Here is a 25,457-nt window from a genome sequence, read left to right on the forward strand (position 1 = left end):
CCTTCAAACGACCCGGACCATTCCGGATCTTCGCAGGACCGTGGTGCGGTTCGACAGGCGGCTGGCGACCGGCTGTCTCCTCCCACGGCATTCTCACCGTCCCTGCCGGAGCAGCGACGGAAACGATCAGACCTTTTCGACCTGACCGAATTCCAGTTCGACCGGCGTCGCACGTCCGAAGATCGACACCGCGACCTTCACGCGCGAACGCGCTTCGTCGATTTCCTCGACCACGCCGGAGAACGAGGCGAACGGGCCATCGGCCACACGCACGTTCTCGCCGATCTCGAACGACACAGATGCCTTCGGACGCTCCACGCCTTCCTGCACCTGATGCAGGATGCGCATGGCTTCGGCTTCCGAAATCGGCATCGGCTTGTTTTCCGCGCCGAGGAAGCCGGTCACCTTCGGCGTGTTCTTGATGAGATGAAACGCCTCGTCGGTGAGGTTCATCTTCACCAGCACGTAGCCCGGGAAGAACTTGCGCTCGGCGTCGATCTTGCGGCCGCGGCGCACTTCCGTGACCTTCTCGGTCGGAACCAGCACCTGCTCGAAGAGATCTTCAAGTCCGCGCTGCTTGGCCTGCTCGCGAATCGATTCCGAGACCTTCTTTTCGAAGTTCGAATAGGCGTGAACGATGTACCAGCGCATGCTCATTGTTTCGGTTCCGCGCTCAGGCCTGAATGCCCAAAAGGAAAGTAATCAGGACGCGAATGATCTGATCCGCGACGAAGAAGAATACTGAGGACACCGCGACCATAATGAACACCATGATGGTGGTGATCATGGTCTCGCGGCGGGTCGGCCAGGTGACCTTCGCGGTCTCCGAGCGTACTTCCTGCAGAAATTTGAACGGGCTGAGAGCCATCGTCTGAGGTCCGCATCCATAATGCCGGGAAAACGTCGTATCCTGGCGTGATTTCAGTTGTTTCTGGAATCCGGACAGCCCTCGCACGCCAATGTTTATTGCGCCCAACCCTCGTTTGAAGGATGAGCCGCCAAGCGGGCTCGATTGTCCGGGGATTTCAATGCCGCGCCGGATATCCGTCAAAGCGGGCCGGCAGCAGGTGCCGTTATCTACTGTGGGACGGGCGTCAGGTCAAGGTTCAGGGAGCGGGCCGAGGGCCAGAAACACGTATTTATACGGTCAAATCTGGCAGGGGCGGCAGGACTCGAACCTGCGACCCTCGGTTTTGGAGACCGATGCTCTACCAACTGAGCTACACCCCTGTATGCCGCCTCTATAGCGAACGATCTTTGCGGCGTCACGTCCCCTCTGGGCGATTTCTCGCTGATTTCTCGGAGTGTTCCCGGACAATTTCTTCGCAATTAAGCCGTTGATGGAACCCGGTTTCCAGCGATTGCCGCCGCCGGATGCGCCGCGTACATTAACTAAAAGCTCAACCGGTGGGGATGAAAACGGTTTGCCGCTTCGCAACGCCATACGCCGCATGTCGCTCACCCACCGGCTGCTGGCGCTTACCCTTGTTGCATCCCTGCCCGGCCTTGCCGCAGTCGCCTACGGCGCGTTCGATCTGCGCAATACGCGCTATGCCGAGGTCCGGGGGGACGCGCTGCGCAACGCACAGGTCGTCGCCTCCGAAGTCGGCCAGATTTTCGACGGCATCCAGGCCTCTCTTCGCGCCGTAGCGGAGGCAGACGAGGTCAGCCGGCTCAACAGCACCGCATGCACCGATTATGTCGTGCGGGTCCGTCCGCATGTCGAGCCGCTGACCTCTCTTCTGATCGTCGGTCTGGACGGCAATATCCGCTGCTTCAGCGAGCCAAGCCTCGCCTCGCCCAATCTTTCGAACAGCACCTACTTCCGCGAGGCCGTCGATCAGAAGAAATTCGCAATCGGTCCCTTTACAGTCAGCCGGATTTCGGACCGCAACATCATTCCGATGGCGGTCCCGATCATCCGGGACGGCAAGGTCGAAGGCGCGGTGGTGGCCGGCCTCAATCTGGAATGGCTCGGACAGCAGTTGAAGGAGCGCGGCGTCCCGCGCGGCGGCACCATCCTGATCGCGGACCGCAACGGCATTGTCGTCTCGCGTGAACCCACTCCGGAAAAATTCGTGGGCACCAGGCTCAGCGACAGCCTCGGAAGAATCGCAATGTCGGCACCGGGAACCGACGATATTGTCGGGATCGACGGGGTCGCGCGCATTATCGGCTTCATTCCGGCGTCGGTGACTCCATTCGGCCTCTACGTCAGCAGCGGCATCGCACGCAGCGAAGCGTTCGGGCCGATCGACCGCGCCGTGCGTAACAGCATCGCGCTGTTCGCGCTCGGAAGCGCGGTTGCGTTCCTGCTGGCGTGGCTGGTCGGCGAGAGCATCATCCGCCGGCCGCTGATGCGCATGGTGGCCACAGCCGAAGCCTGGCGGCGCGGTCATGATGCTGCGCGGACAGGCATCGTCGGCCGCAGCGACGAAATCGGCGTGCTGGGCCAGACCTTCGACCGGCTGATGGACGAGAACGCGATGCGCGAGGAGCAGCGCGCGACCGCCGAAGAGCGGCGCGAGATTCTGGTTCACGAACTCGCCCACCGCGTGAAGAACACCCTCGCCACCGTGCAGTCGATTGCATCATTGAGCTTCCGTCACAGCCAGGGGCCGGAAGCGCTGCGTCAGTTTCACGAGCGCCTGCAGGCTCTGGTGCGCGGTCATGACCTCCTGACGCGGAAGAACTGGCAGCACGCCAGTCTGTCGGAAATCGCGGAAGCTGCGATGGCGCCGCTGCATCAGGAGCGCGGGCATCGTGTTACGATCTCGGGACCGGCGGTGGACCTGCCGCCGACGACCGCCGTGCCGATGGCGATGATCCTGCACGAACTCTGCACCAACGCGCTCAAATACGGAGCGCTGTCGAACGAAAGCGGCCGCGTCACCATCGGCTGGATGACGCGCGCCGACCCGGCTGGCACGATCGTCAGCCTGATCTGGAGCGAGAGCGGTGGTCCGCCCATCCAGCCTCCCGAGGAGGAAGGTTTCGGCACTCGGCTGATCGCGAATCTCAGCCGGCAGCTCGGCGGCGACTGCAATTTCCGCTATCCGCCCTCGGGCCTCGTTTTCCACCTGAGCATGGTGGCGCCCATCGAAGAACCGCGCCAGCAGGTGAACGAGACACCTTCCGCGGCCGAATGAGGAATCCGCCTGCCGAACAACGGCAAAACGGCGGCCCTTAACCCGGTGTTGATTCAAAATTCGTAAAAACTCTCCAACAGAATTCTCTGTCATGGCTCAGGATTTTTTGGGGATACGATGCGCAAACTCTGGTCCGTTTCCGCCCGGATAATGATCGCGATTTCACTGGTGGCGGCTGCCTCCTGCGCAGGGTTGGCTGCGTTCGGCCTCTGGCGGCAAAACACGGCGGTCGATCTCGCGCTCCATCGCGAGCTGCAATCCGACTACGCCAACATGATCGGTGCGATGGAGTCCGATACGCGCGCCGTGCAGGCGGTGGCTAACACCGTGGCTAACATGCCCGAACTGAAGCCTATGATCCGCGCGCAGGATCGCGCGGGCATCAACGCGCTGCTCGACAAGACGCTGAAGGACATCAAGCCGCTCGGAATCGAATTGATCACCATCCAGATACCGCCGGGCATCGCCCTCACCCGGGTTCACAATCCGAAGGCATTCGGCGACGACGTCACTGCCCGCCGCAAGATGATCGTTCAGTCGTTAGCGACGAAAAAGCCGATCGGCGGTGTCGAAGCCGGCCGCGACGTTCTGAACATTTTCGGCGCGACGCCGATTATGGATGGCGAGACCCTGCTCGGCACGGTCGACGTCGGCGCGCCGTTCGGCGAGACCTTCGTGAACTCGATGAAATCCCGCTTCGGCGTCGATGTCGCCATCCATCAGATCAACGACGACAAGATCCAGACCCTGGCATCGACGGTCAAGGGCGCAACCGCCTCCCCCGCCACTCTGAAGCGTGCACTGGCAGGCGAATCCATTTTCCTGACCGGCGAGCTTGCCGGGCAGCCGACTGCCACGACATTCGGCCCGCTCAAGAACTTCTCGGGTCAGCCTGTCGCCGTGGTCGAGATCATCCGCAACACCAAGGAATACGAAGAACTCGCCTCCAACTCCGCCAAGTGGCTCGCGGCAGGTGCCGCAGCCGCGGTCCTGATCGCGATCCTGATTGCTGCCTGGGTGGGCCGTGGTCTGGCGCGTCCGATCGTGGCGCTTCAGGGCGCGATGCGTGCCATCACTTCCGGTAACCACGACATTGTGGTTCCGGGTGCAGATCGCCGCGACGAGATCGGTTCGATGGCGCGCGCTGTGGAGGTCTTCAAGGACAACCTGATCGAAACCGGCCGCCTGCGCGCGGCACAGGAAGATCAGCGCATCGCCTCGGAAACCGAGCGCCGCAACGCCGTGCTCGCCCTCGCCGAACGTTTCGAGTCCGGCGTCGGCGGCATCGTGAATGCCGTCGGTTCGGCATCGACGGAGCTGCGCAGCACGGCCGAGAACATGGCGCGCACCGCCGAAGAAGCCACGCAACAGACCGCGACCGTCGCCGAAGCCTCGGAAGAAGCATCGGCCAATGCGCAGGCCGTTGCCGCGGCCATAGAGGAGCTTAACGCCTCGATCAGCGAGATCGCCCAGCAGGTCAATGAATCCGCTCAGGTGGCCGGTCATGCCGCCAAGCAGGCGAACGACACCAACGCGGAAGTTCAGGGGCTGGCCATGGCCGCCCAGAAGATCGGCGATGTGGTGAAACTGATCAGCGAGATTGCCGAACAGACCAACCTGCTCGCGCTCAACGCTACCATCGAGGCCGCGCGCGCCGGCGAAGCCGGACGCGGGTTTGCTGTCGTCGCGTCCGAGGTGAAGGCGCTGGCGAGCCAGACATCGAAGGCGACCGACGAGATTTCGGCGCAGGTCGGTTCGATCCAGTCCGCGACGCGCACCTCGGTCGAGGCCATCGACGGCATCACCCGCACCATCAGCAAGGTCAACGAGATCGCCAGCGCGATTGCATCCGCCGTCGAGGAACAAGGAGCAGCAACCCGTGAGATCGCACATAATGTCTCGCAGGCTGCGAAAGGCACCGGCGAGGTGTCAGCGAACATTGTCGGCGTCCGCGACGCAGCCCGGGAAACCGGCATTGCTGCGGATCAGGTCGTCTCGTCGGCCGCCGAGCTTTCACAGAACGGCGAAACGCTGAAGGCCCAGGTCGATGCCTTCCTGCGCGAGGTGCGCGCCGCGTAAGCCGGATCGCAGTTCAAGAATTCGAAAGCCGCCCCATCGGGGCGGCTTTTTTGTTGGGCGCTAGCCCGCGCCCTTCATGATCTTGAACACACCGCTCGCCATCACGACACAGCGGTCGTCCGCCGTCAGTTCGGTATTGAGGAAAATCAGCGTGCGCGTGCTGCGGACCACGCGCGGCGTCGAGATCAGAATTTCCCCGATCCTGGCGGCATCGATGAAATGCGTATCCATCTGGATCGTGACAACTGCGCTGGCGCCGCTGCCCTGACGCGCAGCCATGCCGAGCGACCGGTCCGCCAGGGTCATCAGCAGTCCGCCCTGAACGAAACCGCGCCGGTTCTTGTGCTTGGCCTGCGCGACGATGGCGTATTCGCCCGTCGCATCGTTCGGGCGATGCCAGAGCGGCCCCACGAGATTGAGAAACCCGTCGTCCTCGACAATGGTCCAACCGTCTTTCGCCAGCTTCCTGACGTTTGCATCGGTCATAAAGTCGCCTGCCTGACATCAAAACAAATATAAAGCCGCCCCTGTGGAGCGGCTCTTATCTGTGCCACACCGGGCGAATCCGCAGATCAGCTTGTTTTGCTCAACAGCCATTCGCGATAATTGTTGCCATAGCTGTCGGCAATCTTGTCGACGGTGCTCTGCGTCGAGGCACTATCGATAGCGGCCTGAACCGCGGTTCCGAGAACGCCCTGCCCGACGATCAGGACAGCAGAGAGCTTGGGATGAGCCAGAATGCTGGCGCCCGTGCGCGCATCGACAAGATTTGCATCCGCGACCATGCCATGACCGCCGCCAATGACCACGCGCTGAATTGCCGGCGAGATGGTGAAACTGCGGATGACGATGTTCAGACGCACCGGCCGTGTGCCGTTGAGCTGACCGGCCATCGCTTTCTCGACGCCAGCCTTGATCCGCGGCGCCAGCAAGTTCTGAGCATAGGCTTTGGCTTCCGGCGTATTCGTTGCCGTGGCGATCTGGTCATCCGGAATGGACTTCGCGGTGGCGTAGGCCCGGATGCCATCCTCCCATTGCATCGTGGCATCGGGAGCAAAACTGACGGCAATATCCGTCAACTTCATGCTGGAAATATCGTCCTGCGAAAGCGAATTTTTTGCCGTCACGCAGCCAGCGAGCACAAACACGCCGGCAAGCACGGCAAGAAGCCGTGCCGTCCCCAAAGTCCTCGACATACAGCCCCCGCTGTTTTTGCCTTACTCAGCCCAAGCGAGAGATAGAGGAGTGGAAATGATATTGTCTACTCATAATTGTATTGCGCTGCGGTCTGTTCAAAGATGACGTTCTGGGCCAAGCTCGACAGCAAGTTCAAACAAGAAGAACCGGAGGCAACATGAACGTCCACGCCACGCCAAGCGCCGCAAAAGCGACCCCTGCTCTTCCCTCCGCCAAACCGGAGAGCATTGGCCTGTCGCCGCTCCGACTGGAGCGGATGCGCGAGGCCTTCCAGCGCGAGATCGACAAGGGCACGACGCCCGGCGTGGTGTCGATGATCGCGCGGCGCGGCCAGATCGGCTGGTTCGAGGCGCAGGGCAAGCAGGACCCCGCCGGCAGCGCGGCGATGGCGCGGGACAGCATCTTCCGTATCTTCTCGATGACCAAGCCGCTGGTGTCACTCGGCATCATGATGCTGCTCGAGGACGGCCATTTCCTGCTGAACGATCCACTCTCCAAATTCATTCCGGAGTTCGCGGATCAGAAGGTCGGCATCGAGCGCAACGGCGCTCTGGAATTCGCGCTGCCGGTCCGCCCGATCACGATTCAGGACCTGCTGCGCCACACCTCCGGCATCTCCTATGAAATCACCGGCGCCGGAATGGTGCAGCGGATGTACGCCAAGGCAAAGACCTTCCGCCGCGACATCACCAACGAGGAGCATGCGAAGCTGATCGCTTCCATGCCGCTGATGTGCCAGCCAGGCACCGAGTGGAACTACAGCCGCTCCACCGACATTCTGGGCCGCGTCATCGAGGTGGTGTCCGGCAAGACGCTGAGCACCTTCCTGCGCGAACAGATTCTCAATCCGCTGCAGATGAACGAGACCGGCTTCCACACAGCGCAGGAGAACAAGTCACGCATCGCGCAGCCGTTCGCCGCCGATCCATGGACCGGCGACAAGGTCGCGCTGTACGATCCGCTCGAAATCGCGAAGATGGAATCCGGCGGCGGCGGACTGGTTTCGACCGCGATGGATTATGCGCGGTTCTGCCAGATGCTGCTGAACGGCGGCGTGCTCGATGGCAACCGCGTGATCGGCCGCAAGACGCTGGCCTTCATGGCATCCAATCATCTCGCTCCGAACGTCAAGGTGGAATCGCATCTTCTTCCGCCGGGCCACGGCTTCGGTCTCGGCTTCGCCGTGCGCACCGATGAAGGCATGGCACCCTATGCCGGCTCTGTCGGACAGTTCTTCTGGAGCGGTGTCGCAGGCACGTTCTTCTGGATCGATCCGAAGGAAGACCTGTTTGCGATCTTCCTGAGCCAGGGGCCCGGCCAGCGCGAATACTTCCGCAATCTGGTCCGCAGCCTCGTCTACGCGGCGGTGGAATGAAGCAGGCGTTCGCAACACACTCGACGTCATCACCGGGGTTGTCCCGGTGATCCACGTCTTTCGTCATCAGCATCATCAAGACGTGGATGGCCGGAACAAGTCCGGCCATGACGATCTCGCTATTTGACGGACGTTGCCCTACCCCAATATCAGCTGATCGTCGCGCCGCCGTCGATCACGACGGTCTGACCGGTCATGAAGTTGCCGGCCGCCGATCCCATGAACACCGCAGCGCCCGCGATTTCATCCGGAATGCCGATACGCAGCAGCGGCGAGCGCGCGGTCGATGCCTTCAGGTTGTCCGGATTGTCCCACAGCGCCTTGGCGAAGTCGGTCTTGATCAGGCCGGGCGCGATGCAGTTTACCCGCACATTGTGCGGGCCGTACTCGCAGGCGAGGTTGCGCGCAAGCTGCATGTCCGCCGCCTTGGAGATCGCGTAGGCGCCGAGGATGGTCGAGCCCTTCAGGCCGCCGATCGACGACACGATGATGATCGAGCCGTCCTTGCGCGCGATCATCTGCGGCACCACCATGCTGATGAGCCAGTTGTTGGCGACGATGTTGTTGCCGAGGATCTTGCTGAACTGATCGTCCGAGATGCCCGCGAGCGGCCCGTAATACGGATTCGACGCCGCGTTGCAGACCAGCACGTCGATCTTGCCGAACGCCTTGTTGGCTTCATCGACAAGGTTCTGGAGATTCTCCTTGCTGGAGATGTTGGCGGCCACCGCAATCGCCTTCCCCTTGCCGAACTTGTCGTTGATCTCCTTCGCCACCTGATCGCACTGATCCTGCTTGCGCGACGAGATCACGACCTGAGCGCCGTGCTCCACCATGCGCTCCGCGATGGCGCGGCCGATGCCCTTGGTGGAGCCAGTGATGACGGCCGTCTTTCCGGTCATGTCGAACAAGGTCATGCGTTTCTCTCCTGCGATGCTTTGTTGTTATCCGAGCTTGTTGGTGACTTCCGGCCCCGCCGGCTGATGCATGGCATCGTGCGCATGACTGGCGATCCACGGCTGCTGGTTGATCATCGGCACGCGCCAGCCGCTGTGGCTGTCGCTTGCCAGAAAATCGAGCCGGGTCACCGAGCAGTTGTCGATGGTGAATGCAAAGCCAGCGCCCGCCTCAAGCCCGAGCGCATGTGCGATCGCGGCCTTGATCGGCCCGCCGTGCGACACGCAGACGATGTCCTTGCCCGCATGCTCCGCGTTGATGCGCTTGATGCCCGCCACCGTGCGATCGAACAGATCGTTGAAGCTCTCCCCGCCCGGCGCGCGTTCGTGCGCGGGCGCGAACCAGTAGCTCGCGATCGATGCCGGACGCGCCGCGAAAAACGCGGCACGGTTCATGCCCTGCCACTCGCCAAGATCCTGTTCGGCGAATGCCTTGTCCTGATGCATCTGATCGGGCTTTGGGAGTCCCGCCGCCCAGATCGCGGCAGCGGTCTGGTGCGTGCGCTTCAGGTTGCTGGAAAACCAGACCGCATCCTTCGGCAGGAACTTCGCGACCCCTGCGAACACGACCGTGTCGCTGCAATCGCAGCCGATGTCGGACTGACCGTAGATATTGCCGCCGTCCTCGCGGACAGGCGCGTGGCGCACCCACCACCAGCGCGTCGATGTGACGCCTGTCGGGACGGCGTGCTGCGCGACGAACGGTTTGGCGGGAGCGCTGGACATGATGGCCTCAGATCGGCTTGCCGGCGTAAGGCATCGAGGCGGTCAGACCGCCATCGACCGGGAACGCCTGGCCGTTGACGTAAGACGCTTCGTCGCTGGCGAGGAAAAGCCCCATCGCCGCGAGTTCATGCGGCTGGCCCGGACGCTTGAGCGGATTGAGCTGGCCGATCTTGCCTTCGGTGCCGCGCTCCTTCGCATTGTCGAAAATCGGTTTGGTCATGCCGGTCTCGATCAATCCGGGGCACACTGCGTTGATACGGACATTGGTGCCGGAGAGAGAATACGCCGTGGTCTGAACCAGGCTGATGACACCCGCCTTGCTCGCCGCATAGGGATGACCGCTGGCATTGGCCTTGAGGCCTGCGACCGACGCGGTGCAGACGATGGCGCCATGGCCCTGCTTCACCATATGCGGAATGGAATGCTTCACCGCGAGGAACGGCCCGATCAGATTGACGCGCAGAACTTCCTGCCAATGCTCCGGTGTCTGCTCGGCGATGGGGATCAAACCGCCGCCGATGCCGGCATTGGCCCAGATCACATCGAGCTTGCCGTAGGCCGAGATCGCCTTGGCGATGAAACCCTTCACGTCATCTTCAAGGCCTGCATCCGCCATCACGGCCTCCGCAGTGCCGCCAGCCTTGCGGACCTGCTCGACGGTTTCCTTGACGCCCTCGGTCTTGTCGACCGCGATCAGCCTCGCGCCTTCCCTGGTGAACATCAGCGATGCTGCGCGGCCAATGCCGCTGCCCGCGCCGGTGATGATGACGGACTTGCCCTCGAGGCGACCCATGACGTTCTCCCAATTTTTGATTTGAAGTCAGCGGACGCGCGCTGCCGCGCGTCACGCCGGGATTGTCGGCGCGTCAGCGTGCGCCAGCCTTCTGCGCGTAGGCCCACGCAGCTTGCGCCAGCGGGACGCGGCGGGATGCAGATTCCTGCGCCTTCGCGTTGGCCGCGGTGCCGTCGACGATGCGCTTGGCGATACCTTGCACAATGCCGGCGAGCCGGAACAGATTGTACGAGAAGTACCAGTTGAGGTTCTCGATCGGGGGAACGCCGGCCGCCTTGCAGTAGATCGCCTCGGCCTCTTCCATGGTCGGAATGTTGAGCGCCTTGAAGTCGGCGCCATCCAGTCCCGGCATGGTCCACTGCATCAGCAGATAGGCAAAATCGGCCATCGGATCGCCAAGCGTGGACAATTCCCAGTCCAGCACCGCCTTCACCTGCGGTTTGTCCGAGAAGAAGATCATGTTGTCGAGGCGATAATCGCCATGAACGATCGACACGCGCTTCTGCTCCGGCACCGTCTTCGGCAGCCATTCGATCAGACGATCCATCTCCGGGATCACGTCAGTCTCAGAGGCACGATACTGCTTGGTCCAGCGATCGACCTGACGCGCGAAATAATTTCCCGGCTTGCCGAAGTCGCCCAGCCCGATCTTCTCCGGATCGTAACTGTGCAGCTTCGCCAGCGTCTCGATCTTCGATGTGAAGACCGCGTGACGTTCCTTGGGCTCCAAACTCGGCAGGGTGGGATTCCAGAACACGCGCCCCTCTTCCATCGACATGATGTAGAAGGCCGCGCCGATCACCGCGTCGTCCATGCAGAGCGCGTAAGCGCGCGCCACCGGAAAACCCTGCGCATGCAGGGCCGCGATCACCTTGAATTCGCGATCCACGGCGTGAGCCGACGGCAGAAGTTTGCCGAACGGCTTACGCCGCATCACGTAGGAGGTCTTGGGTGTGTCGAGGCGGTATGTCGGGTTCGACTGACCGCCTTTGAACTGCGAAACCTTGAGCGGTCCCGCATAGCCTTCGACATGCGCTTCCATCCACTTGGCGAGGCTGGCCTCATCAACACGATGGCGTTCTTCAACCGGCATGGTGCCGGAGAAGTCAGAGTCGTTTCTCACACCGAGACCCATACCGTCTCCCAATCTCTTCTATTTCAGTTAGTGATTGGAATACTTCCGAAGCTCAAGCCGCGCAATGGCCCGGTTGTGAACCTCGTCGGGTCCGTCCGCCAGACGCAGCGTGCGGATGCCAGCATAGGACTTCGCGAGACCGGCTTCGTCGGACACACCCGCGGCACCGAATGCCTGGATCGCATCGTCGATGACCTTGAGCGCGACGTTCGGCGCCGCGACCTTGATCATGGCGATTTCGGTCTGCGCAGCCTTGTTGCCGACCTTGTCCATCATGTCCGCCGCCTTGAGGCAGAGCAGACGTGTCATTTCGATGTTGGTGCGCGCTTCGCCGATGCGCTGCTCCCACACCGACTGCTCGATGATCTTCTTGCCGAACGCGGTGCGCGACGACAGACGCTTGACCATCTTCTCGAGCGCCTCTTCGGCGGCGCCGATGGTGCGCATGCAGTGGTGGATGCGGCCCGGACCGAGGCGGCCCTGCGCGATTTCGAAGCCGCGGCCTTCGCCGAGCAGAATGTTGCTGGCCGGCACGCGGACGTTCTCGAGCAGGATCTGCGCATGGCCGTGCGGCGCGTCGTCGAAGCCGAACACCGGCAGCATCTTCTCGATGGTGATGCCGGGCGTGTCGAGCGGAACGAGAATCTGCGACTGCTGCTGGTGGCGGGCGGCGGTCGGATCAGTCTTGCCCATCAGGATCGTGATCTTGCAGCGCGGATCGCCGGCGCCCGACGACCACCACTTGCGGCCGTTGATCACATAGTGATCGCCGTCGCGTTTGATGCTGGTTTCGATGTTGGTCGCGTCGGACGAAGCGACGGCAGGTTCGGTCATCAGGAACGCCGAGCGGATTTCGCCGTTCATCAGCGGCTTCAGCCACTGGCGCTTCTGCTCCTTGGTGCCGTACCGCATGAACACTTCCATGTTGCCGGTATCTGGCGCCGAGCAGTTGAACACCTCGGAGGCCCAGTAGAAGTGACCCATCTGCTCCGCGAGCAGCGCGTATTCGAGGTTGGTCAAACCCGCGCCGTGGAATTCGTCGTCTTCATGCTCGTTCGGCGGCATGAACAGATTCCAGAGGCCTTCGGCCTTCGCCTTCTTCTTCAGGTCTTCGAGGATCGGAATCACCTTCCAGCGGTCACCCTTCGCATCCTGCTCCTTGTAAATCGGAGCGGCCGGGCGAACATGCTTGTCCATGAACGAAATAACGCGGTTGCGCCATTCGGTCTGACGCGCGGACATTGTGAAATCCATAGGACGGTCCTCTGTTGTTGTTAGTTGGCGATGGTCTTGCAACACTCGCGACCGGCTGTCCACCCGACAATCAACGTCAGCAGTATTGACGTTGTCCGATCGTCGCGTGGATGTTCTTGCCGCGCTGCATTCTTGCTGCTAGGTTGATTTCATACATTTGTTTGAATGACAAGTGACAATCAAACAAATGTTTGATAAAAGTTTCGCAGCGCGGAGCAGCTTTTCCGCCTTTGCATGGCACCTCTCACTTTGCATGGCTTCAATGTCGAGCGATCAGACGAAAACCGCCATCCTCACCGCCGCCGAAATGCTGTGGGCCGAACGCAGCTTCGGCGAAGTCACGATGCGCGACATCGTGTCCGCCGCCGGGGTCAATCTCGCCGCGGTGAACTATCATTTCGGCTCCAAGGACGAACTGCTGGCCGACCTGTTCATCAGCCGCACCACGGTGCTGAACCGCGAACGGTTCGCCGAACTGAAAGCCGCCGAGCTGGAAGGCGGCGGCCGCCCGAGTGTCGAGGCTATTTTGCGCGCGCTGGTTGGTCCGCCGCTGCGCTGGTGCCTCAGCCCCGATCAGCAACGCTCCGCTGCCGCCCGCTTCATGACCCGCGCCTCGGTCGAAACCGTACCGCCGATCAAGAAGATCGTGGATAAGGAATTCCGCCACTTGCAGAGATTTGCGACCGCGCTGCGTCTCGCCCTGCCCCACCGCGACGAAGTCGACATCTATTGGGGGCTGCACTTCGCGCTGGCAATGATCCGGCAGACTGTGACGGACAGCGAGCGCTTGAAGAAGCTGTCGGGCGGATTGTGCGATCTCAATGACGTCGACGATATCATTCGCCGAATCGTGTCAACGGCGCGCGATGCGCTCGTGGGGGAAACCGGGGTCCCGACTCCCCTGACGGCCCGCGCGTCGGGATCGCGCAAATCCTGATCGCCGGCGACCGGCGAAAGCCGAACCTGTTCCCAAACGAAAACGAGGTGCGACGGAAAACCGGCGCACCTCGCATTTTATGCAACTCGCTTCAGCGAGCGCGTCGTTCCTAGTACGGGCAGATCGTCCGGCCCCAGCGCGGGCTCCAGTAGCAGCCCGGTGCGATGAAGCCATAGCCGTAACCACGGCCACGATAGTATCCGCGACCGCGCCCGCGAGCCCAGCCGCCGCCACGACCGCGGCCCCAGCCGCCGCCACGACCACCACCGCGGCCGCCGCCGCGACCACGGGCTTCCGCCGAGGTCGACGTTGACGTCGCGACAACAAACGACGTGCCGATGAAACTGATCGAATAGACCAGCACCAACGCCGCCGCCGCCAGGGCACGCTTCAAAAAGTTCGAACGTGTCTTGATCTGAGCCATAAAGAGCACCTCCATTTCCGGAAACGCCGTGGAGCACTTCCGCGTATTCAACTCGCGAGCCTGCGTCCCGTTCAGGCACGTTCGGAAAATAGATAGTCAAAAACAAGACTACTCTACACGATTCATCCGGTAGCAGATTAGGGTCAACCTGCCTCGCCGGTCAATGCATTGTGCCCTCGTATTGCCGTTAACCGACAAAGGAAGACAATGTCTCCATGCCTATCTGGACATTGCCCACCTCTTGCTGAACCGTTGTTCATCATGCTGAACGAAATATCTTCGCAATTGCGAGACACGTTTGAACCATCCGAACTGTCCGTCACTAAGCGTTTAAGCCCGCCGCTCCGAAAGTTGGTCCATGCCCAAAAAACATACTTACGTTCTCGGCCTCAACACCTACGACCATGACGTGAGCGCCTGTCTGCTGCGGGATGGCGAAATCGCCTATGCCATCGCGAAGGAGCGCATCACCCGCGAGAAGCACGCCAGCGGCTTCTACAAGGAAGTCATCGACTACTGCCTGGAAGCCGAAGGCATCACCCTCGACGATGTCGATCTGGTGGTCCGCAACTGTTACATCCTGCCGGTCCCTGAAATGGAAGACCGGCTGCTGTATCAGGATCTGCCGGGTTTTCTCCCCGAGTACGAGCGCGCCGACGCAAAGAAGCATCCTTATTTTCTGTCGCGCTCCGACAAGGTCGTATCGATCTCGCACCACCTCGCGCACGCCTACAGCGCGTTCGCCGTCTCCCCGTTCGAGGAAGGAGCGATCATGATCGTTGACGGCGTCGGCAGCTATCGCTCCGACGTCAACGAGCCCTTTCCCGCCACCGACACCGCGACGCCCTTGGCGCGCGAGTCGGAGAGCTACTACAAATTTTCCGGCTCGAAGCTGGAGTGCCTCAAGAAGGTCTGGATGGAGCCGGATCGCGGCTTCCTCAGCGACGAATTCTACAACATGCCGGGCCTCGGCGCGCTCTACAGCCGCGCATCGACCTACATCTTCGGCGACTGGAACAAGTGCGGCGAGCTGATGGGCCTTGCCCCTTATGGACGGCACGGCAACGTCAAGCCGCTGATGCAGATCAAGGATAATGTCCTCACCGTTCCGCGCTGGACCTCCGAACTGAACAAGCCCTACATCGCGGACAGCAGCGAGAAATGGGAGACCAGCCCGCTGATGAAGCACTGGGAGGATCTCGCCTGGCGCGTTCAGGACGATACCGAGAAGGTGCTGCTCGCCCGCGCGGCGTGGCTGCGCGAAACGACCGGTGCGAAAAACCTCTGCATCGCCGGCGGTGTGGCGCTGAACTGTGTGGCCAACGGCCGCGTTGCCCGCGAGTCGGGCTTCGAGAATGTCTGGATTCAGCCGGCCGCCGGCGATGACGGCATCGCCATCGGCTGTGCCTATTACGGCTGGCTGGAAATCCTCAAGCAGCCGCGTTCATTTGTGATGGATCATTCCTATGTCGGCCGCCGCTATTCCGATCAGGAGGTGAGCGACGCGATAGCCAAATTCCTCGTCAGCGTTCAGACGACGCAAACGAAAAGCGACAACATCGCCCGCGATACCGCAAAACTGCTCGCCGATCAGAAGGTGATCGGCTGGTTTCAGGACCGTTCGGAATTCGGCCCGCGTGCGCTGGGCAATCGCAGCCTGCTGGCCGATCCGCGCAAGCCCGAGATGAAGGACATCCTCAACAGCCGGGTGAAGCATCGCCAGCCGTTCCGCCCCTTCGCACCAATCGTTCTCTATGAGCGCGCGAAGGACATCTTCGAGGGCGAGGAAGACTCGCCCTTCATGCTGATCGCCAAGAACGTCCGGCCCGAATGGCGCGACAAGATTCCGGCCATTGTCCACGTCGATGGCACGGCGCGGGTGCAGACGGTGCGCGAGGAAACCAACCCCACGCTCTACCGGCTGCTGAAGGAGTTCGACGCCCTCACCGGCGTCCCCGTCCTCATCAACACCTCATTCAACGTCAAGGGCGAGCCGATCATCGAGACCCCTCGCGATGCGGTGATCTGCTTCCTGACCACCGGCATCGATCATCTGGTGATGCACAACACGCTGGTCTCGAAGAACGCGATGCACAAGATCGTCGGGCCGCTGGTGAATACCTATACCGACGTCGCCACGATGGTGATGTCGAACATGAAGCCGGCGTGACGCCAAAGCTGCCCCTGCCCACGCGTTTGTGCTCTGCGGTAAGGCGAGCCTGCCTGGACGTATCGATTGCGCGCTCCGGATTCCGGCCTAGTATATCCCGGCTGAACCGTCTGCTGGCACGCCGGGTGCACCATGACGATCGAGAAATGCATCACCGAATACGATGCCTCCGAGGTCATTTTCGAGGAAGGATCGACCGGCCGCGAGCTGTTCGTCGTCCTCGACGGCAAGGTCGATATCGTCAAGAATTCCGGCGCGGACAAAACTGTCATTGTCACGCTCGGCAAGGGTGAGTTCTTCGGAGAGATGGCCGTCATCGACGGCTCCTCGCGGTCGGCGAGCGCGGTCGCGGCCACGCCGGGCACTCGCGTGATGCGGATCAATCACGCCCGGTTCGTTTATCTCGTCAGCCAGCAGCCGGCCTTTGCGCTGATGATCATGGATGCGCTGAGCAAACGGCTGCGGGCCTCCAATGCCGTGAACTACAGGACCGCGGCGCCATGAGCGACCGGAAACCCTCGCCCTTTCCCATTCTTCTCAACAATGACGTGTGCTCGCTGATCCAGGCCGCCGAGGACGTCTATCAGATCCGCTTCAAAAACCGCGCCGCCAATGCCTATCTGGTGCGCGGCAGCAAGCGGACCATCATGATCGATGTCGGCCTGTCGTCGAACTATCCGTATCTGCTGGAATGCCTGCAGCATCTCGGCATCAAGCCTGCCGACATCGACATGGTCGTGCTCAGCCACGAGCATCTCGACCATATCGGCGCAGCCTATCACTTCAACGGGCGGACCATCACCGCCGCGCACCGCCTCGCCGCGAACAAGATCATGCTGCGCGACGACTTCTCGATGCTGCGCAAGATGTTCAACGAGCCGAGCGTGCCGATCGACATCGACATCTGGCTCGAGGAAGGCAACCTGATCGACCTCGGCAACTTCCGGCTGACCGTGATGTACACGCCCGGCCATACCTCCGCGTGCATCAGCCTGTTCGATCAGGACAAGGGGCTGCTGTTCGCCGCCGACACCCTGATGCCCGGCGGCGTCATGGGCGGCGTGTTCGGATCGGGCAGCATCAGCGATTACATCCAGTCGCTGGAGCGGCTGAAGGGCCTCGACTCGAAAATCCTGCTGTCCGGGCACGGCCGCCTGTCGGATACGCCGCAGGATGACGTCAGGATCGCGATCCAGCGCTCCCATGCCCTGCTCTCGGATACGGCGCAGCTGTTCGACGCCCTCGATGCGCGGTCGAACTTCGAGCCGATCATGCAGTCGGTGCGCGACCTCAACAAGCTGGACGATTCGTGAGAAGCTGAGCGCCGTTCTGGATTTCAGAAACCGAAATGCCGAAGAAACCAATCCATGATCCACGCACATCGCTTCGCCGGTTTGACCGTTGCGCTTCTTGTCGTTGTTGGCTGCCATTCGGAAACGAAAGCGGCCAGTCATCAAGCCGGCGTTTGTAACCCGGCCGCCGCAGCGGCTCTGGCGGGCAAGAACAGGATTTCGGATCGCAGGGCGAAGCGCTTGACCGGCGCGACGATCGTTCGCCAGATCAAACCCGGTCAGGGTGTGACCATGGACTACAGGCCAGAGCGCGTCACGATTGAAACCGACGACAAGACACGGAAGATCCTCCGCGCCTCTTGCGGCTAGGATCACCCGGCTCTCGATGAACAGGCGGAGATTTCAGGGAAGCCGTTGGAGCGGGTGAAGGGAATCGAACCCTCGTATTCAGCTTGGAAGGCTGCTGCTCTACCATTGAGCTACACCCGCGGCGCGGCGAGACCTAGCATGGCATTCCCGCCGCCTCAACCACGATTGATTTGCACTGCGGGACCAACGGAACCATATTCCGGGCAAGCTGTTTCGCTTTTAGCCGATTTGAACCGGGAGATGTCTCATGCGCAAAGCACTTTTGGCCGCCATGGCCCTGGCAGGTATGGCCGTGTTCGGCACAGGCTCCGCCGAAGCCCGGGACTATCGTTACTGCCTGGTCGAGGGCTTCGCGGCCGGTCCGGGCACCTGTTATTACGATAACTACGCCCAGTGCATGGCCAGCGCATCGGGACGGCGCGCCTATTGCCAAGTCAATCCGGTCTTCGCTTTCGCGGAGCAAGGCCGGTATGCAGACCCCGGCGCGCGCGTCGTGAAGCCGCGCAAGGTTCGCCGCCATCATCGTCATTATTACGATTGATCGCAGTCTGATCGAAAGCAACCAGAGGCCGCCCGTTATCCTGACGGGCGGCTTTGTTTGCCGTCTCAGTCTTCTCGCGTGCGATCCCGATAGGAGGAAAGCCGCGACAGGAACGCCAGCACGAGGCCGATTCCGACCAGCGAAAATATCATCGTGAAAATCTTGGACACGCCGCTGGTCGGGCCGAGCGTCGCATCGCCGACCGTGGTCAGCGCCACTACGCTGAAATAGGCCGAATCGAGCCACGACCAGCCCTCGATCCAGTGGTAGAAAATCGATCCGCCCAGCACGGACATTATCAGCAGAAAGATGATCGCCTGAAACTCAGGATCGCTCAGCCCATGCCAGAAACCGAGACAAAGCCGCTTCAGGCCCAAGGCCAGTGATCGCATCGGTGCCGGCCCCGTGACAGACAAATTCCCCGCCGCAGCCTGACACAGACGCGCCCAATAAAAAATCGCCCGGAAGCTATTTCCGGGCGATTTTCAAAGATGGTGGGGGAAGAAGGACTCGAACCTTCGAAGCCATACGGCGGCTGATTTACAGTCAGCTCCCTTTGCCACTCGGGACACTCCCCCGCTCGACATCATCCGACACCCTCGCCCACCCGAACGGGGCGGTTGAACGGCCATGGATGACGGTAAAAAGCGTGCCCGTAGACGGGCGCCCGGTCGGCGCGTTTATGGGCGAAGCACCGGGGTAAAGTCAACCAACGCCGGGAGAAATGTCACATTTCCTTTCGCGCCGTCCAAAGCCGGAAATTGCCATTATTTCAATCCCGTGGGACAAGGCCCCATGAGCGATCGCGACCGCAAATCACGTTTCAAGGGCCCCAAACCGGGCGGACGCGGCGGCGACCGTGATCGGGAGCGTCACGGGGAGCGTCCCGGGAAGCATCAGGGAAAGCCTCAGGGGCGCCCTCACTGGCGCGACCGTGAGGCCAAAGGGCATGTGAAGGGCGAAGGCCCGGTCATTCTCTATGGCTGGCACTCGGTCACCATGGCTCTGGCCAATCCCCAGCGGCGCATCCGCAAGCTGTTCGTCACCGAAAACGTTGCCCGCCGTCTGGCCGACGAGAAGATCGACACCCGCGTTCCGCCGGAACTGGTCCACGCGGGGGATATCGACCGCCGGCTCGGGCCGGATGCCGTGCATCAGGGCCTGCTCGCCGAGGCAGATCCCCTGCCCGGCCTGCATCTGGATGAACTGCCGCAGGACGGCATTGTGCTGGTGCTCGACCAGATCACCGATCCGCACAATGTCGGCGCGATCCTGCGCTCGGCCGCGGCCTTTGCCGTCAAGGCGATTGTCACCACCGGGCGGCACAGCCCCGAGGCAACCGGCGTGCTGGCGAAATCCGCATCCGGTGCGCTTGAACTTGTGCCGATCGTTGAGGTCCCGAACCTGCATCGCGCCCTTGGCGAGATGAACGAGGCAGGCTTCCTGACGGTGGGTCTCGACAGCGAGGGCCAGGGCGATCTCAGCGTCGTGCCGCTGCACGCGCCGCTAGCGCTGGTGCTGGGGGCCGAAGGCAAAGGGCTGCGCCAGCTCACGCGCGAAACCTGCTCCGTCGTTGCGCGCATGGACATGCCGGGCGCGATCAAGAGCCTCAACGTCTCGAACGCAGCCGCGCTCGCCCTCTATATCGGCACAAGCCGCCTCGGCCTGATGGGCTGAATCAAAAACGCCCGCCTGCGCGATGCAGGCGGGCGTCCGAATTTCAAATTGCCGAAAGATCAGTACTTGTAGCGAAGCGGCTTTGCGTAACGCGAGCCGTGCGCCATGGCATGGCCGTGGTGGCGATGCGTGTAATAGTACTTCGGCGCGGTGCGATACGGACGGTAGTGCATCCGATGATAGCCGCGGTGATAGTGGCGGCGGGCGAAGCGATAGCTGTAGACCGCAGGGCCCTGCACACTCGGTGCGCCGTCATAGTAATGGCTGGTGGCGTTGCCGTAAGGACCACCGTCATAGCCGTAACGATAAGGCCGGCCATAGTAGCGCGAGCCGACAACGGCGCGTTCCTGATAGGTCGGCACCGGAGCGAAGTTGCCGGGGCCGGTATAGGTCGGACCCTGGTTCACCCAGTAATACTGCGGGCCTGCCGGATCCGGCAGACGCTCGCGCACGCCGCACGCACCATAACCGCACCCGTAATTGTAAGCGTAATAGCCGTAGCTGCCGCACGGATCGGTCACCGCACATGCCTGCGCGGGGGCCGCCGTCGCCACGGTCGCGGCGAAGGCCGCTCCGGCAATCAATCCTGCAATGATCTGACGCATTACTCTCTCCTGTTGAACGCTTTTTGTTTTGGTCTCGTTAGTGTTTCAAATCGGGCCGGAAACCATTCGGCCGGTAGCTGGGCCGGAAACCGTTCGGCCGATAGCTTTGATCGCGCGGCGCTTCGATGATCGCCGGCGGATACTCGGGAACGTCATACTGCTGCTGCGGCGCAGGCGGTGCGGATTGCGCAGACCACGAGCGATGATAGCTCTCCGCCGGCTGCGGCAGCGCGCGATTGGCGGGTGGCTGAATTTCGAGACGGCCGTAGCCCGGCGTGCGTCCGGCGCTCGGATAATAGTGGCCAACTTCGGGGCCGATGTAGCGATCCCAGCCGCCATAAACGCGGTCCGCATTCTTGAAATGTTTTGCGAGGCCCCATTCGCCTTCGACGACGGCATAGGACGCGTCGCGGCCATTGATGATGACGGGAACGCCGGCGCGGCCGGGAATCACGATCAGCGGACCGGTATCGGCCGCAGCCGCTGCCGCCGTTCCGATCAAGATCGCCAGAGCCAGTATCGCACGCATGGAATGAGACCTTCGTTGAAGCCGCACCCTAATCCAGCGAGCCAAGCCAGGAGTTAAAGGCCCCGCCCAATCGTCAGGTAAGCCTAACGCGTAAGCATTTCCGGTCGCTCAATTGCGAGCGATTTCAATAAGATTTTGGAAAGTGGAAGGTTAACGGCGGGTGCCTGGCAGGCTCGCTCGCCCGGTTCCGCGGGTGAAACAACGCCTCTCGATAACGTGATTATATGATGATCATCATTCCATTGATCGGCGACGCGCCGCGACTACCTCGAGGGCAGCCCAAACAAGGAGAAGTTCGATGACCCGGCAGACCCAAGAGCGCAAACAACATCGTTACGAGCTGGTGCACGACAACGATGCAGACTTCATCGCCTATCAGCGCCATCTCGGCGAAGGCGTCTGGCAGACGTTTTCGACCTGGATGATCCCGCGCACCAACGAAGACTGAGATGTAACGGACAGCCGGACGATGCCCAAATCGGTATCGTCCCCGTGGCTGATCGGGTGAATTCTGAATAAGGCTTTCAAGATGAATGGTGCCGGCGGAGAGGATTGAACTCCCGACCTTCGGTTTACAAAACCGCTGCACTACCGCTGTGCTACGCCGGCGACGGGAGAACAGCTACCAGCGCCGGAGCGCCGGGACAAGACCGCGAACGGGACCTGACACCGCGAAATCCGCCCCTTGCCCGGACAAAAAAGCCGTCGCTTCTGGCGACGGCTTTCAAGCACGCCCTGATCGGCGCTTTATTTCCCGCTTCCACCTTCACCACCGCCCTGACCACCACTTGAGGTGCCCATTCTGCCGGTATCTTTCTTCAGGGCGCCGCCACCCATCCCTGTCGTGGACCCGCTCTTCTTGGCGGCCTTCTTCTTCACACTCTTCTGATCGGTCGGATTGGTTCCGCTGGTGCCTGCCTGAGGCGAGTTGGTCATTCCGGAATCCGACGGCTTCTGCTGCGCCGTCTGCGCGGACGCGAAGCCGGTCGCCATCACCAAAGCTGCGGCCGCCAGACCTGCCATAAGCTTTCGCATCTTCATCTCCTCCGTTGATTTCGGGACGATCCCTTAACAAAGGCATCCACCGGATGTTCCCGGAACTTCGCCATCGATCGTCATGAACCCCTGCTGTCTCTGCGGCGACCAACAGGCAGATTTTGTTCGCGGTGAAGGTAACGGCAATGAGCGAATGGCTGCTGGGCACGCTTCTGGTACTGATCCTGATCTTCAAGATGCTCGACTACTTCGAACTCTTCGATGTGCTCGAATTCGTGTCGGCGGTCCTGAAGCTGACCGGGGCGCTGTTCTTCGGAATCGCCAGCCTGATCATCTGGGCATCGCGTAAACTGCTCGGCAAGTCGGGCGGGCAGACCAGCACCGGCTGAAATGTACACCCGTGCGATTTGCGCCGCCGTCCGATTTGCGTCACCAATGATGCGTCACGGCATTGGTGCCGGGAGATTCGTATGGACCACAACGGCGGGTTTCGCCCGCACCACAAATATCTGATCGCGGCGATCGGCGTGATTGCCGCCCTCGCTTTCCTTTACAACCTGGGGATTTTCGACGTCTGGTCGGTGACCCAGGTCGCGAAGTAACAATTTCGCGAAGGCCAAACATTTCCTCGTCCTGCGTCAAAACGCCTGTGAATTGCGTGGACAACCCGGTGTGCCTTGGAACCGTCACGGTCTCGTCACCGTTGCCCACGCAGGTAAACAGCGATTCAGGCAAAACCCAACGAGGACGATCATGCCCTTTGCGAAGCCACATGACGACCGTTACGAAAATGCCATCGACGACGTCATCGCTCAGTGCGGCGGCGACACCCGCGGCGCCCTGATGGCACTGCTCGCAGCCAACGAATTTCTCGAGGCACAGCTCAACGATCTCCACGCCGCGATCGAAACCGGTGAGGTTCCGTTGCGGTCGCAACCGATACCGCGCAACCAGCTAAATTGACGCGGGGGAACAGTGATAGTTCCCGGAACATAAGCAAGCAGTTTGGGTTCTCCCGTTTCAATCGATGCATTGAAAGGAGAATCCGATGATTAAGAAATATGTGGCGGCAGCTCTGCTCGGAACCGCTTTGGCTGGTAGCGCAGCGTTCGCACAGACCACAACACCGGCTGCGCCTTCACCTGCTCCGGCTGCATCGGCATCAAGCGAGCAGATGAACCTCAAGGGCAACTGGCGGGCTTCCAAGCTTATCGGCCTTGCGGTTTATAACGACGCCAACGAAAAGCTCGGCTATATCAGTGAAATCCTTCTCGACAAGAGCGGCAAGGTCAACGCCGTGATCATCGGCGTCGGCGGCTTCCTCGGCGTCGGCCAGCACGACATCGCGGTCTCGCTCGACAAGCTGAAATGGGTCGACGAACCGATCCGCTCGGCATCGGCCGACAAGATGCCAGGCTCGTCAGGGACGTCGACAACAGCGCGGCCGTCGACAACGACAGGCGCTGCGGGCGGCGGCATGGCTGCGACACCGGCCAAGAACGAATGGTACCCCGACCATGCGGTCATGAGCGGCACCAAGGATCAGCTGAAAGCGATGCCCGCGTTTAAGTATTCGGAAAACGCGAAGTAACCGGTCGGGCTAAAACAGTCCGCAACCTGACGGCCGAATCGGTTCATCCGGTTCGGCCGTTCGCTCGCACGTCACAGATAGGCGCTGAGGCACCATGCATTGAGCGAAGCAGCAATGGCCAAGGTGAATACCAGTATCGTGTTCACGGCTAAGGGCTCCTCAAAAAGGCTGTCTGAGAATCGTCCGCGTCATGTCGGGATTTGAACGCGGGACCTGCGAAGAGTCTCGCACATTGTTTTTTCCTGGCCCCCTTGCCGTTTTTCCCGTTCCGAGTCCGATTCTCCCGATCTCCGGCGGAGGGTTGTGCGGCGCAGTGTTGTCATGCGCCGATTTAAACGCACAATGAGCGCGCGCGGTCTCCCGCCAAGGCGATCAACACGCCCGGCCGCGCCCAAAACAACAATCAACGATTCAGCCAATTGAATCGGTGTCTGGAGAAGAAACGAATGTCAGCCAAGTCGACCGCAAAGAGTCTCGCAAAAAATCTGATGACCGAATTCCCGCCTGCGCGGGACAATCTAGTGACGCTTGCCAACTGGCGCACCCAGCCGTCCAGCGACTGGGGCTTTCACAATGTCCGCCGCCTGCTGCCGACCGCGAACATCGCGGCGTCGAAACACCCCGCTCCACTGGAAAGTTCGCCTATCGAAATCGGCGGCATCGCCTTTGAGGGCAGCAAGGGTGCGACCACGCTCCGCGAGGCATTGCGCACGACGAACACCAAGGGATTTGTTGTGCTCCGGAAGGGCCGGATCGCAGCCGAGTGGTACGCAGGCGGCATGGACGCCACGACGCCGCATATCGTGTTCTCGGTCAGCAAATCGATCTGCGGCGCGCTCGGCGGGATTCTCGTGGACAAGGGATTTCTCAATCCCAACCGTCCGGTGACGGACTACGTGCCTGAAGTTTCTTCGTCAGTGTATGGCGGCTGCTCGGTGCGGCACCTGCTCGACATGTCGGTCGGCATCGCCTTCACCGAGGACTATGTGGATCCGGACGGCGATGTCGCGCGCTATCGCCGCGCAGTCGGATGGGACGTGATCAAGCCCGGCCAGAGCACCATGGCGCTGCGCGAATACCTCGGAACCCAGAAACCCGACGGCAAAACCCACGGCCACGCATTCCACTATGTCTCGACCAACACCGACATGCTCGGCTGGGTCTATGAGCGCGCGGCGGGCCGCGCCCTGTCCGATCTGCTTGGCGAATATCTCTGGACGCCGCTCGGCGCGGAAACCGACGCCTATATCACGCTCGATCCGGAAGGCGCGATGCGCGCCGCCGGCGGCATTTGCGCCGCGCCGCGCGACCTCGCCCGTTTTGGCGAAATGATCCGGCAGCGCGGTGTCGCGCACGGGAGGCAGGTCATTCCCGGCTGGTGGATCGACGACATCAACGACAATGGCGATCCGGCAGCCTGGGCGCGCGGCGATTTCGCCGAACTGTTTCCCGATGCGGCCTATCGCAGCAAGTTCTACCAGATCGACCGCAAACGGCGGACGCTGTGCTGTCTTGGCATTCACGGACAGTACATCTATATCGATCCGATCAGCGAACTGGTGATTGTCCGCGTCGCAGCCGAGCCGATCCCGCTCGATATCGAGGCGACCCGCGCGTGGCGGCGGGGATTCGACGCGATCGTCCGGCACTTCTCATAGGACG

The 25,457-nt window shown here is 61.5% G+C and carries 30 protein-coding genes and 4 tRNA genes; 16 read left to right on the forward strand and 18 right to left on the reverse strand.

Annotated elements, in window-relative coordinates; translation table 11 throughout:
• Positions 1 to 126: 126 nt before the first annotated feature.
• From nusG to I554_RS0112290, 3 genes are all read right to left on the reverse strand, one after another.
• Positions 127 to 657, reverse strand: a complete 531-nt coding sequence (gene nusG / locus I554_RS0112280; protein WP_006021087.1) for a transcription termination/antitermination protein NusG — start codon at positions 655 to 657, stop codon at positions 127 to 129.
• A gap of 16 nt (positions 658 to 673) precedes the next feature.
• A complete protein-coding gene (secE, locus tag I554_RS0112285; RefSeq protein WP_024574987.1) occupies positions 674 to 868 on the reverse strand; it encodes a preprotein translocase subunit SecE in 195 nt (64 codons plus the stop codon).
• A gap of 286 nt (positions 869 to 1,154) precedes the next feature.
• Positions 1,155 to 1,230: transfer RNA gene (locus I554_RS0112290), tRNA-Trp, on the reverse strand.
• A 221-nt stretch (positions 1,231 to 1,451) separates the two neighbouring features.
• Here I554_RS0112290 and I554_RS0112295 point away from each other — a divergent pair.
• Positions 1,452 to 3,149, forward strand: coding sequence for an HWE histidine kinase domain-containing protein (locus tag I554_RS0112295; protein WP_029659382.1), 1,698 nt, complete (start codon positions 1,452 to 1,454; stop codon positions 3,147 to 3,149).
• A gap of 117 nt (positions 3,150 to 3,266) precedes the next feature.
• Positions 3,267 to 5,228, forward strand: coding sequence for a methyl-accepting chemotaxis protein (locus I554_RS0112300; protein WP_024574985.1), 1,962 nt, complete (start codon positions 3,267 to 3,269; stop codon positions 5,226 to 5,228).
• A 60-nt stretch (positions 5,229 to 5,288) separates the two neighbouring features.
• On the opposite strand, the gene I554_RS0112305 is transcribed toward I554_RS0112300, so the two are convergent.
• Positions 5,289 to 5,714: a PaaI family thioesterase gene (locus tag I554_RS0112305; RefSeq protein WP_024574984.1), complete on the reverse strand. Its 426-nt coding sequence runs from the start codon at positions 5,712 to 5,714 to the stop codon at positions 5,289 to 5,291.
• Positions 5,715 to 5,800: 86 nt separating this feature from the next.
• Entirely contained in the window at positions 5,801 to 6,424 is a 624-nt protein-coding gene (locus I554_RS0112310; protein ID WP_024574983.1) for a hypothetical protein, read from the reverse strand.
• Between the two features lie 158 nt (positions 6,425 to 6,582).
• On the opposite strand from I554_RS0112310, the gene I554_RS0112315 reads away from it, so the two are divergent.
• The gene (locus tag I554_RS0112315; RefSeq protein WP_024574982.1) at positions 6,583 to 7,800 is read left to right on the forward strand and encodes a serine hydrolase domain-containing protein; all 1,218 of its coding nucleotides are present in this window, start codon (positions 6,583 to 6,585) and stop codon (positions 7,798 to 7,800) included.
• A 149-nt stretch (positions 7,801 to 7,949) separates the two neighbouring features.
• On the opposite strand, the gene I554_RS0112320 is transcribed toward I554_RS0112315, so the two are convergent.
• The 5 genes from I554_RS0112320 to I554_RS0112340 all read right to left on the reverse strand — a co-directional run bounded on the left by I554_RS0112320 (position 7,950) and on the right by I554_RS0112340 (position 12,664).
• The gene (locus I554_RS0112320) at positions 7,950 to 8,717 is read right to left on the reverse strand and encodes an SDR family oxidoreductase (protein ID WP_024574981.1); all 768 of its coding nucleotides are present in this window, start codon (positions 8,715 to 8,717) and stop codon (positions 7,950 to 7,952) included.
• Between the two features lie 27 nt (positions 8,718 to 8,744).
• Positions 8,745 to 9,482, reverse strand: coding sequence for a histidine phosphatase family protein (locus tag I554_RS0112325; protein WP_024574980.1), 738 nt, complete (start codon positions 9,480 to 9,482; stop codon positions 8,745 to 8,747).
• A 7-nt stretch (positions 9,483 to 9,489) separates the two neighbouring features.
• Complete coding sequence (locus tag I554_RS0112330) at positions 9,490 to 10,275, reverse strand: SDR family oxidoreductase (protein ID WP_024574979.1); 786 nt, start codon at positions 10,273 to 10,275, stop codon at positions 9,490 to 9,492.
• A gap of 73 nt (positions 10,276 to 10,348) precedes the next feature.
• Positions 10,349 to 11,410: a phosphotransferase family protein gene (locus tag I554_RS0112335; protein ID WP_024574978.1), complete on the reverse strand. Its 1,062-nt coding sequence runs from the start codon at positions 11,408 to 11,410 to the stop codon at positions 10,349 to 10,351.
• Between the two features lie 27 nt (positions 11,411 to 11,437).
• Positions 11,438 to 12,664 carry an acyl-CoA dehydrogenase family protein gene (locus I554_RS0112340; RefSeq protein WP_024574977.1) on the reverse strand — a complete coding sequence of 409 codons (1,227 nt, stop codon included), beginning with the start codon at positions 12,662 to 12,664 and terminating at the stop codon, positions 11,438 to 11,440.
• Between the two features lie 262 nt (positions 12,665 to 12,926).
• Here I554_RS0112340 and I554_RS0112345 point away from each other — a divergent pair, with 262 nt between their 5' ends.
• Positions 12,927 to 13,601 (forward strand): TetR/AcrR family transcriptional regulator, encoded by a 675-nt coding sequence (locus I554_RS0112345; protein WP_024574976.1) that lies wholly within the window; start codon positions 12,927 to 12,929, stop codon positions 13,599 to 13,601.
• Between the two features lie 109 nt (positions 13,602 to 13,710).
• Here the strand turns inward: I554_RS0112345 and I554_RS0112350 are convergent, their stop codons facing one another.
• Positions 13,711 to 14,025: a hypothetical protein gene (locus I554_RS0112350; RefSeq protein WP_024574975.1), complete on the reverse strand. Its 315-nt coding sequence runs from the start codon at positions 14,023 to 14,025 to the stop codon at positions 13,711 to 13,713.
• A 358-nt stretch (positions 14,026 to 14,383) separates the two neighbouring features.
• On the opposite strand from I554_RS0112350, the gene I554_RS0112355 reads away from it, so the two are divergent.
• The 4 genes from I554_RS0112355 (at position 14,384) to I554_RS0112370 (ending at position 17,856) form a co-directional block, all read left to right on the forward strand.
• Positions 14,384 to 16,195 carry a carbamoyltransferase C-terminal domain-containing protein gene (locus tag I554_RS0112355; protein ID WP_024574974.1) on the forward strand — a complete coding sequence of 604 codons (1,812 nt, stop codon included), beginning with the start codon at positions 14,384 to 14,386 and terminating at the stop codon, positions 16,193 to 16,195.
• Between the two features lie 132 nt (positions 16,196 to 16,327).
• Complete coding sequence (locus I554_RS0112360) at positions 16,328 to 16,699, forward strand: Crp/Fnr family transcriptional regulator (RefSeq protein WP_024574973.1); 372 nt, start codon at positions 16,328 to 16,330, stop codon at positions 16,697 to 16,699.
• Positions 16,696 to 17,508 (forward strand): MBL fold metallo-hydrolase, encoded by an 813-nt coding sequence (locus I554_RS0112365; RefSeq protein ID WP_024574972.1) that lies wholly within the window; start codon positions 16,696 to 16,698, stop codon positions 17,506 to 17,508. Before I554_RS0112360 ends, I554_RS0112365 begins: the two co-directional genes overlap by 4 nt.
• 54 nt (positions 17,509 to 17,562) lie before the next feature.
• Positions 17,563 to 17,856: an I78 family peptidase inhibitor gene (locus I554_RS0112370; RefSeq protein WP_024574971.1), complete on the forward strand. Its 294-nt coding sequence runs from the start codon at positions 17,563 to 17,565 to the stop codon at positions 17,854 to 17,856.
• Between the two features lie 46 nt (positions 17,857 to 17,902).
• On the opposite strand, the gene I554_RS0112375 is transcribed toward I554_RS0112370, so the two are convergent.
• Positions 17,903 to 17,976: transfer RNA gene (locus tag I554_RS0112375), tRNA-Gly, on the reverse strand.
• A gap of 127 nt (positions 17,977 to 18,103) precedes the next feature.
• Here I554_RS0112375 and I554_RS0112380 point away from each other — a divergent pair.
• Positions 18,104 to 18,397, forward strand: a complete 294-nt coding sequence (locus I554_RS0112380; protein WP_024574970.1) for a DUF3551 domain-containing protein — start codon at positions 18,104 to 18,106, stop codon at positions 18,395 to 18,397.
• A gap of 65 nt (positions 18,398 to 18,462) precedes the next feature.
• Here the strand turns inward: I554_RS0112380 and I554_RS0112385 are convergent, their stop codons facing one another.
• Positions 18,463 to 18,789, reverse strand: a complete 327-nt coding sequence (locus tag I554_RS0112385; RefSeq protein ID WP_024574969.1) for a potassium channel family protein — start codon at positions 18,787 to 18,789, stop codon at positions 18,463 to 18,465.
• A 100-nt stretch (positions 18,790 to 18,889) separates the two neighbouring features.
• A tRNA-Tyr gene (locus I554_RS0112390) sits at positions 18,890 to 18,975 on the reverse strand.
• 217 nt (positions 18,976 to 19,192) lie between these two features.
• On the opposite strand from I554_RS0112390, the gene I554_RS0112395 reads away from it, so the two are divergent.
• Complete coding sequence (locus I554_RS0112395) at positions 19,193 to 20,074, forward strand: RNA methyltransferase (protein ID WP_024574968.1); 882 nt, start codon at positions 19,193 to 19,195, stop codon at positions 20,072 to 20,074.
• 59 nt (positions 20,075 to 20,133) lie between these two features.
• Here I554_RS0112395 and I554_RS0112400 read toward each other — a convergent pair whose 3' ends face one another.
• Positions 20,134 to 20,679 carry a hypothetical protein gene (locus I554_RS0112400; protein WP_024574967.1) on the reverse strand — a complete coding sequence of 182 codons (546 nt, stop codon included), beginning with the start codon at positions 20,677 to 20,679 and terminating at the stop codon, positions 20,134 to 20,136.
• Positions 20,680 to 20,716: 37 nt separating this feature from the next.
• A complete protein-coding gene (locus I554_RS0112405) occupies positions 20,717 to 21,208 on the reverse strand; it encodes a hypothetical protein (RefSeq protein ID WP_024574966.1) in 492 nt (163 codons plus the stop codon).
• A 298-nt stretch (positions 21,209 to 21,506) separates the two neighbouring features.
• Between I554_RS0112405 and I554_RS27285 the strand changes: the two genes are divergently transcribed.
• Positions 21,507 to 21,656, forward strand: a complete 150-nt coding sequence (locus I554_RS27285; protein WP_192817778.1) for a hypothetical protein — start codon at positions 21,507 to 21,509, stop codon at positions 21,654 to 21,656.
• Between the two features lie 86 nt (positions 21,657 to 21,742).
• Here I554_RS27285 and I554_RS0112415 read toward each other — a convergent pair.
• Together I554_RS0112415 and I554_RS0112420 are read right to left on the reverse strand one after the other, a co-directional pair.
• Positions 21,743 to 21,817 (reverse strand) — tRNA-Thr (locus I554_RS0112415).
• A gap of 138 nt (positions 21,818 to 21,955) precedes the next feature.
• A complete protein-coding gene (locus tag I554_RS0112420; protein WP_152527616.1) occupies positions 21,956 to 22,243 on the reverse strand; it encodes a hypothetical protein in 288 nt (95 codons plus the stop codon).
• A 146-nt stretch (positions 22,244 to 22,389) separates the two neighbouring features.
• Between I554_RS0112420 and I554_RS0112425 the strand changes: the two genes are divergently transcribed.
• The 5 genes from I554_RS0112425 (at position 22,390) to I554_RS0112445 (ending at position 25,453) form a co-directional block, all read left to right on the forward strand.
• Positions 22,390 to 22,593, forward strand: a complete 204-nt coding sequence (locus tag I554_RS0112425; protein WP_024574964.1) for a hypothetical protein — start codon at positions 22,390 to 22,392, stop codon at positions 22,591 to 22,593.
• An 81-nt stretch (positions 22,594 to 22,674) separates the two neighbouring features.
• Positions 22,675 to 22,806 (forward strand): hypothetical protein, encoded by a 132-nt coding sequence (locus tag I554_RS27725; protein WP_275450897.1) that lies wholly within the window; start codon positions 22,675 to 22,677, stop codon positions 22,804 to 22,806.
• A 151-nt stretch (positions 22,807 to 22,957) separates the two neighbouring features.
• Positions 22,958 to 23,167 (forward strand): hypothetical protein, encoded by a 210-nt coding sequence (locus I554_RS0112435; protein WP_024574963.1) that lies wholly within the window; start codon positions 22,958 to 22,960, stop codon positions 23,165 to 23,167.
• Between the two features lie 85 nt (positions 23,168 to 23,252).
• Complete coding sequence (locus I554_RS0112440; RefSeq protein ID WP_024574962.1) at positions 23,253 to 23,795, forward strand: PRC-barrel domain-containing protein; 543 nt, start codon at positions 23,253 to 23,255, stop codon at positions 23,793 to 23,795.
• Positions 23,796 to 24,241: 446 nt separating this feature from the next.
• Positions 24,242 to 25,453: a serine hydrolase gene (locus I554_RS0112445; RefSeq protein ID WP_024574961.1), complete on the forward strand. Its 1,212-nt coding sequence runs from the start codon at positions 24,242 to 24,244 to the stop codon at positions 25,451 to 25,453.
• Positions 25,454 to 25,457 lie beyond the last annotated feature (4 nt).

It is taken from the genome of Afipia sp. OHSU_II-C1, assembly GCF_000497575.1.
GTDB lineage: Bacteria > Pseudomonadota > Alphaproteobacteria > Rhizobiales > Xanthobacteraceae > Afipia.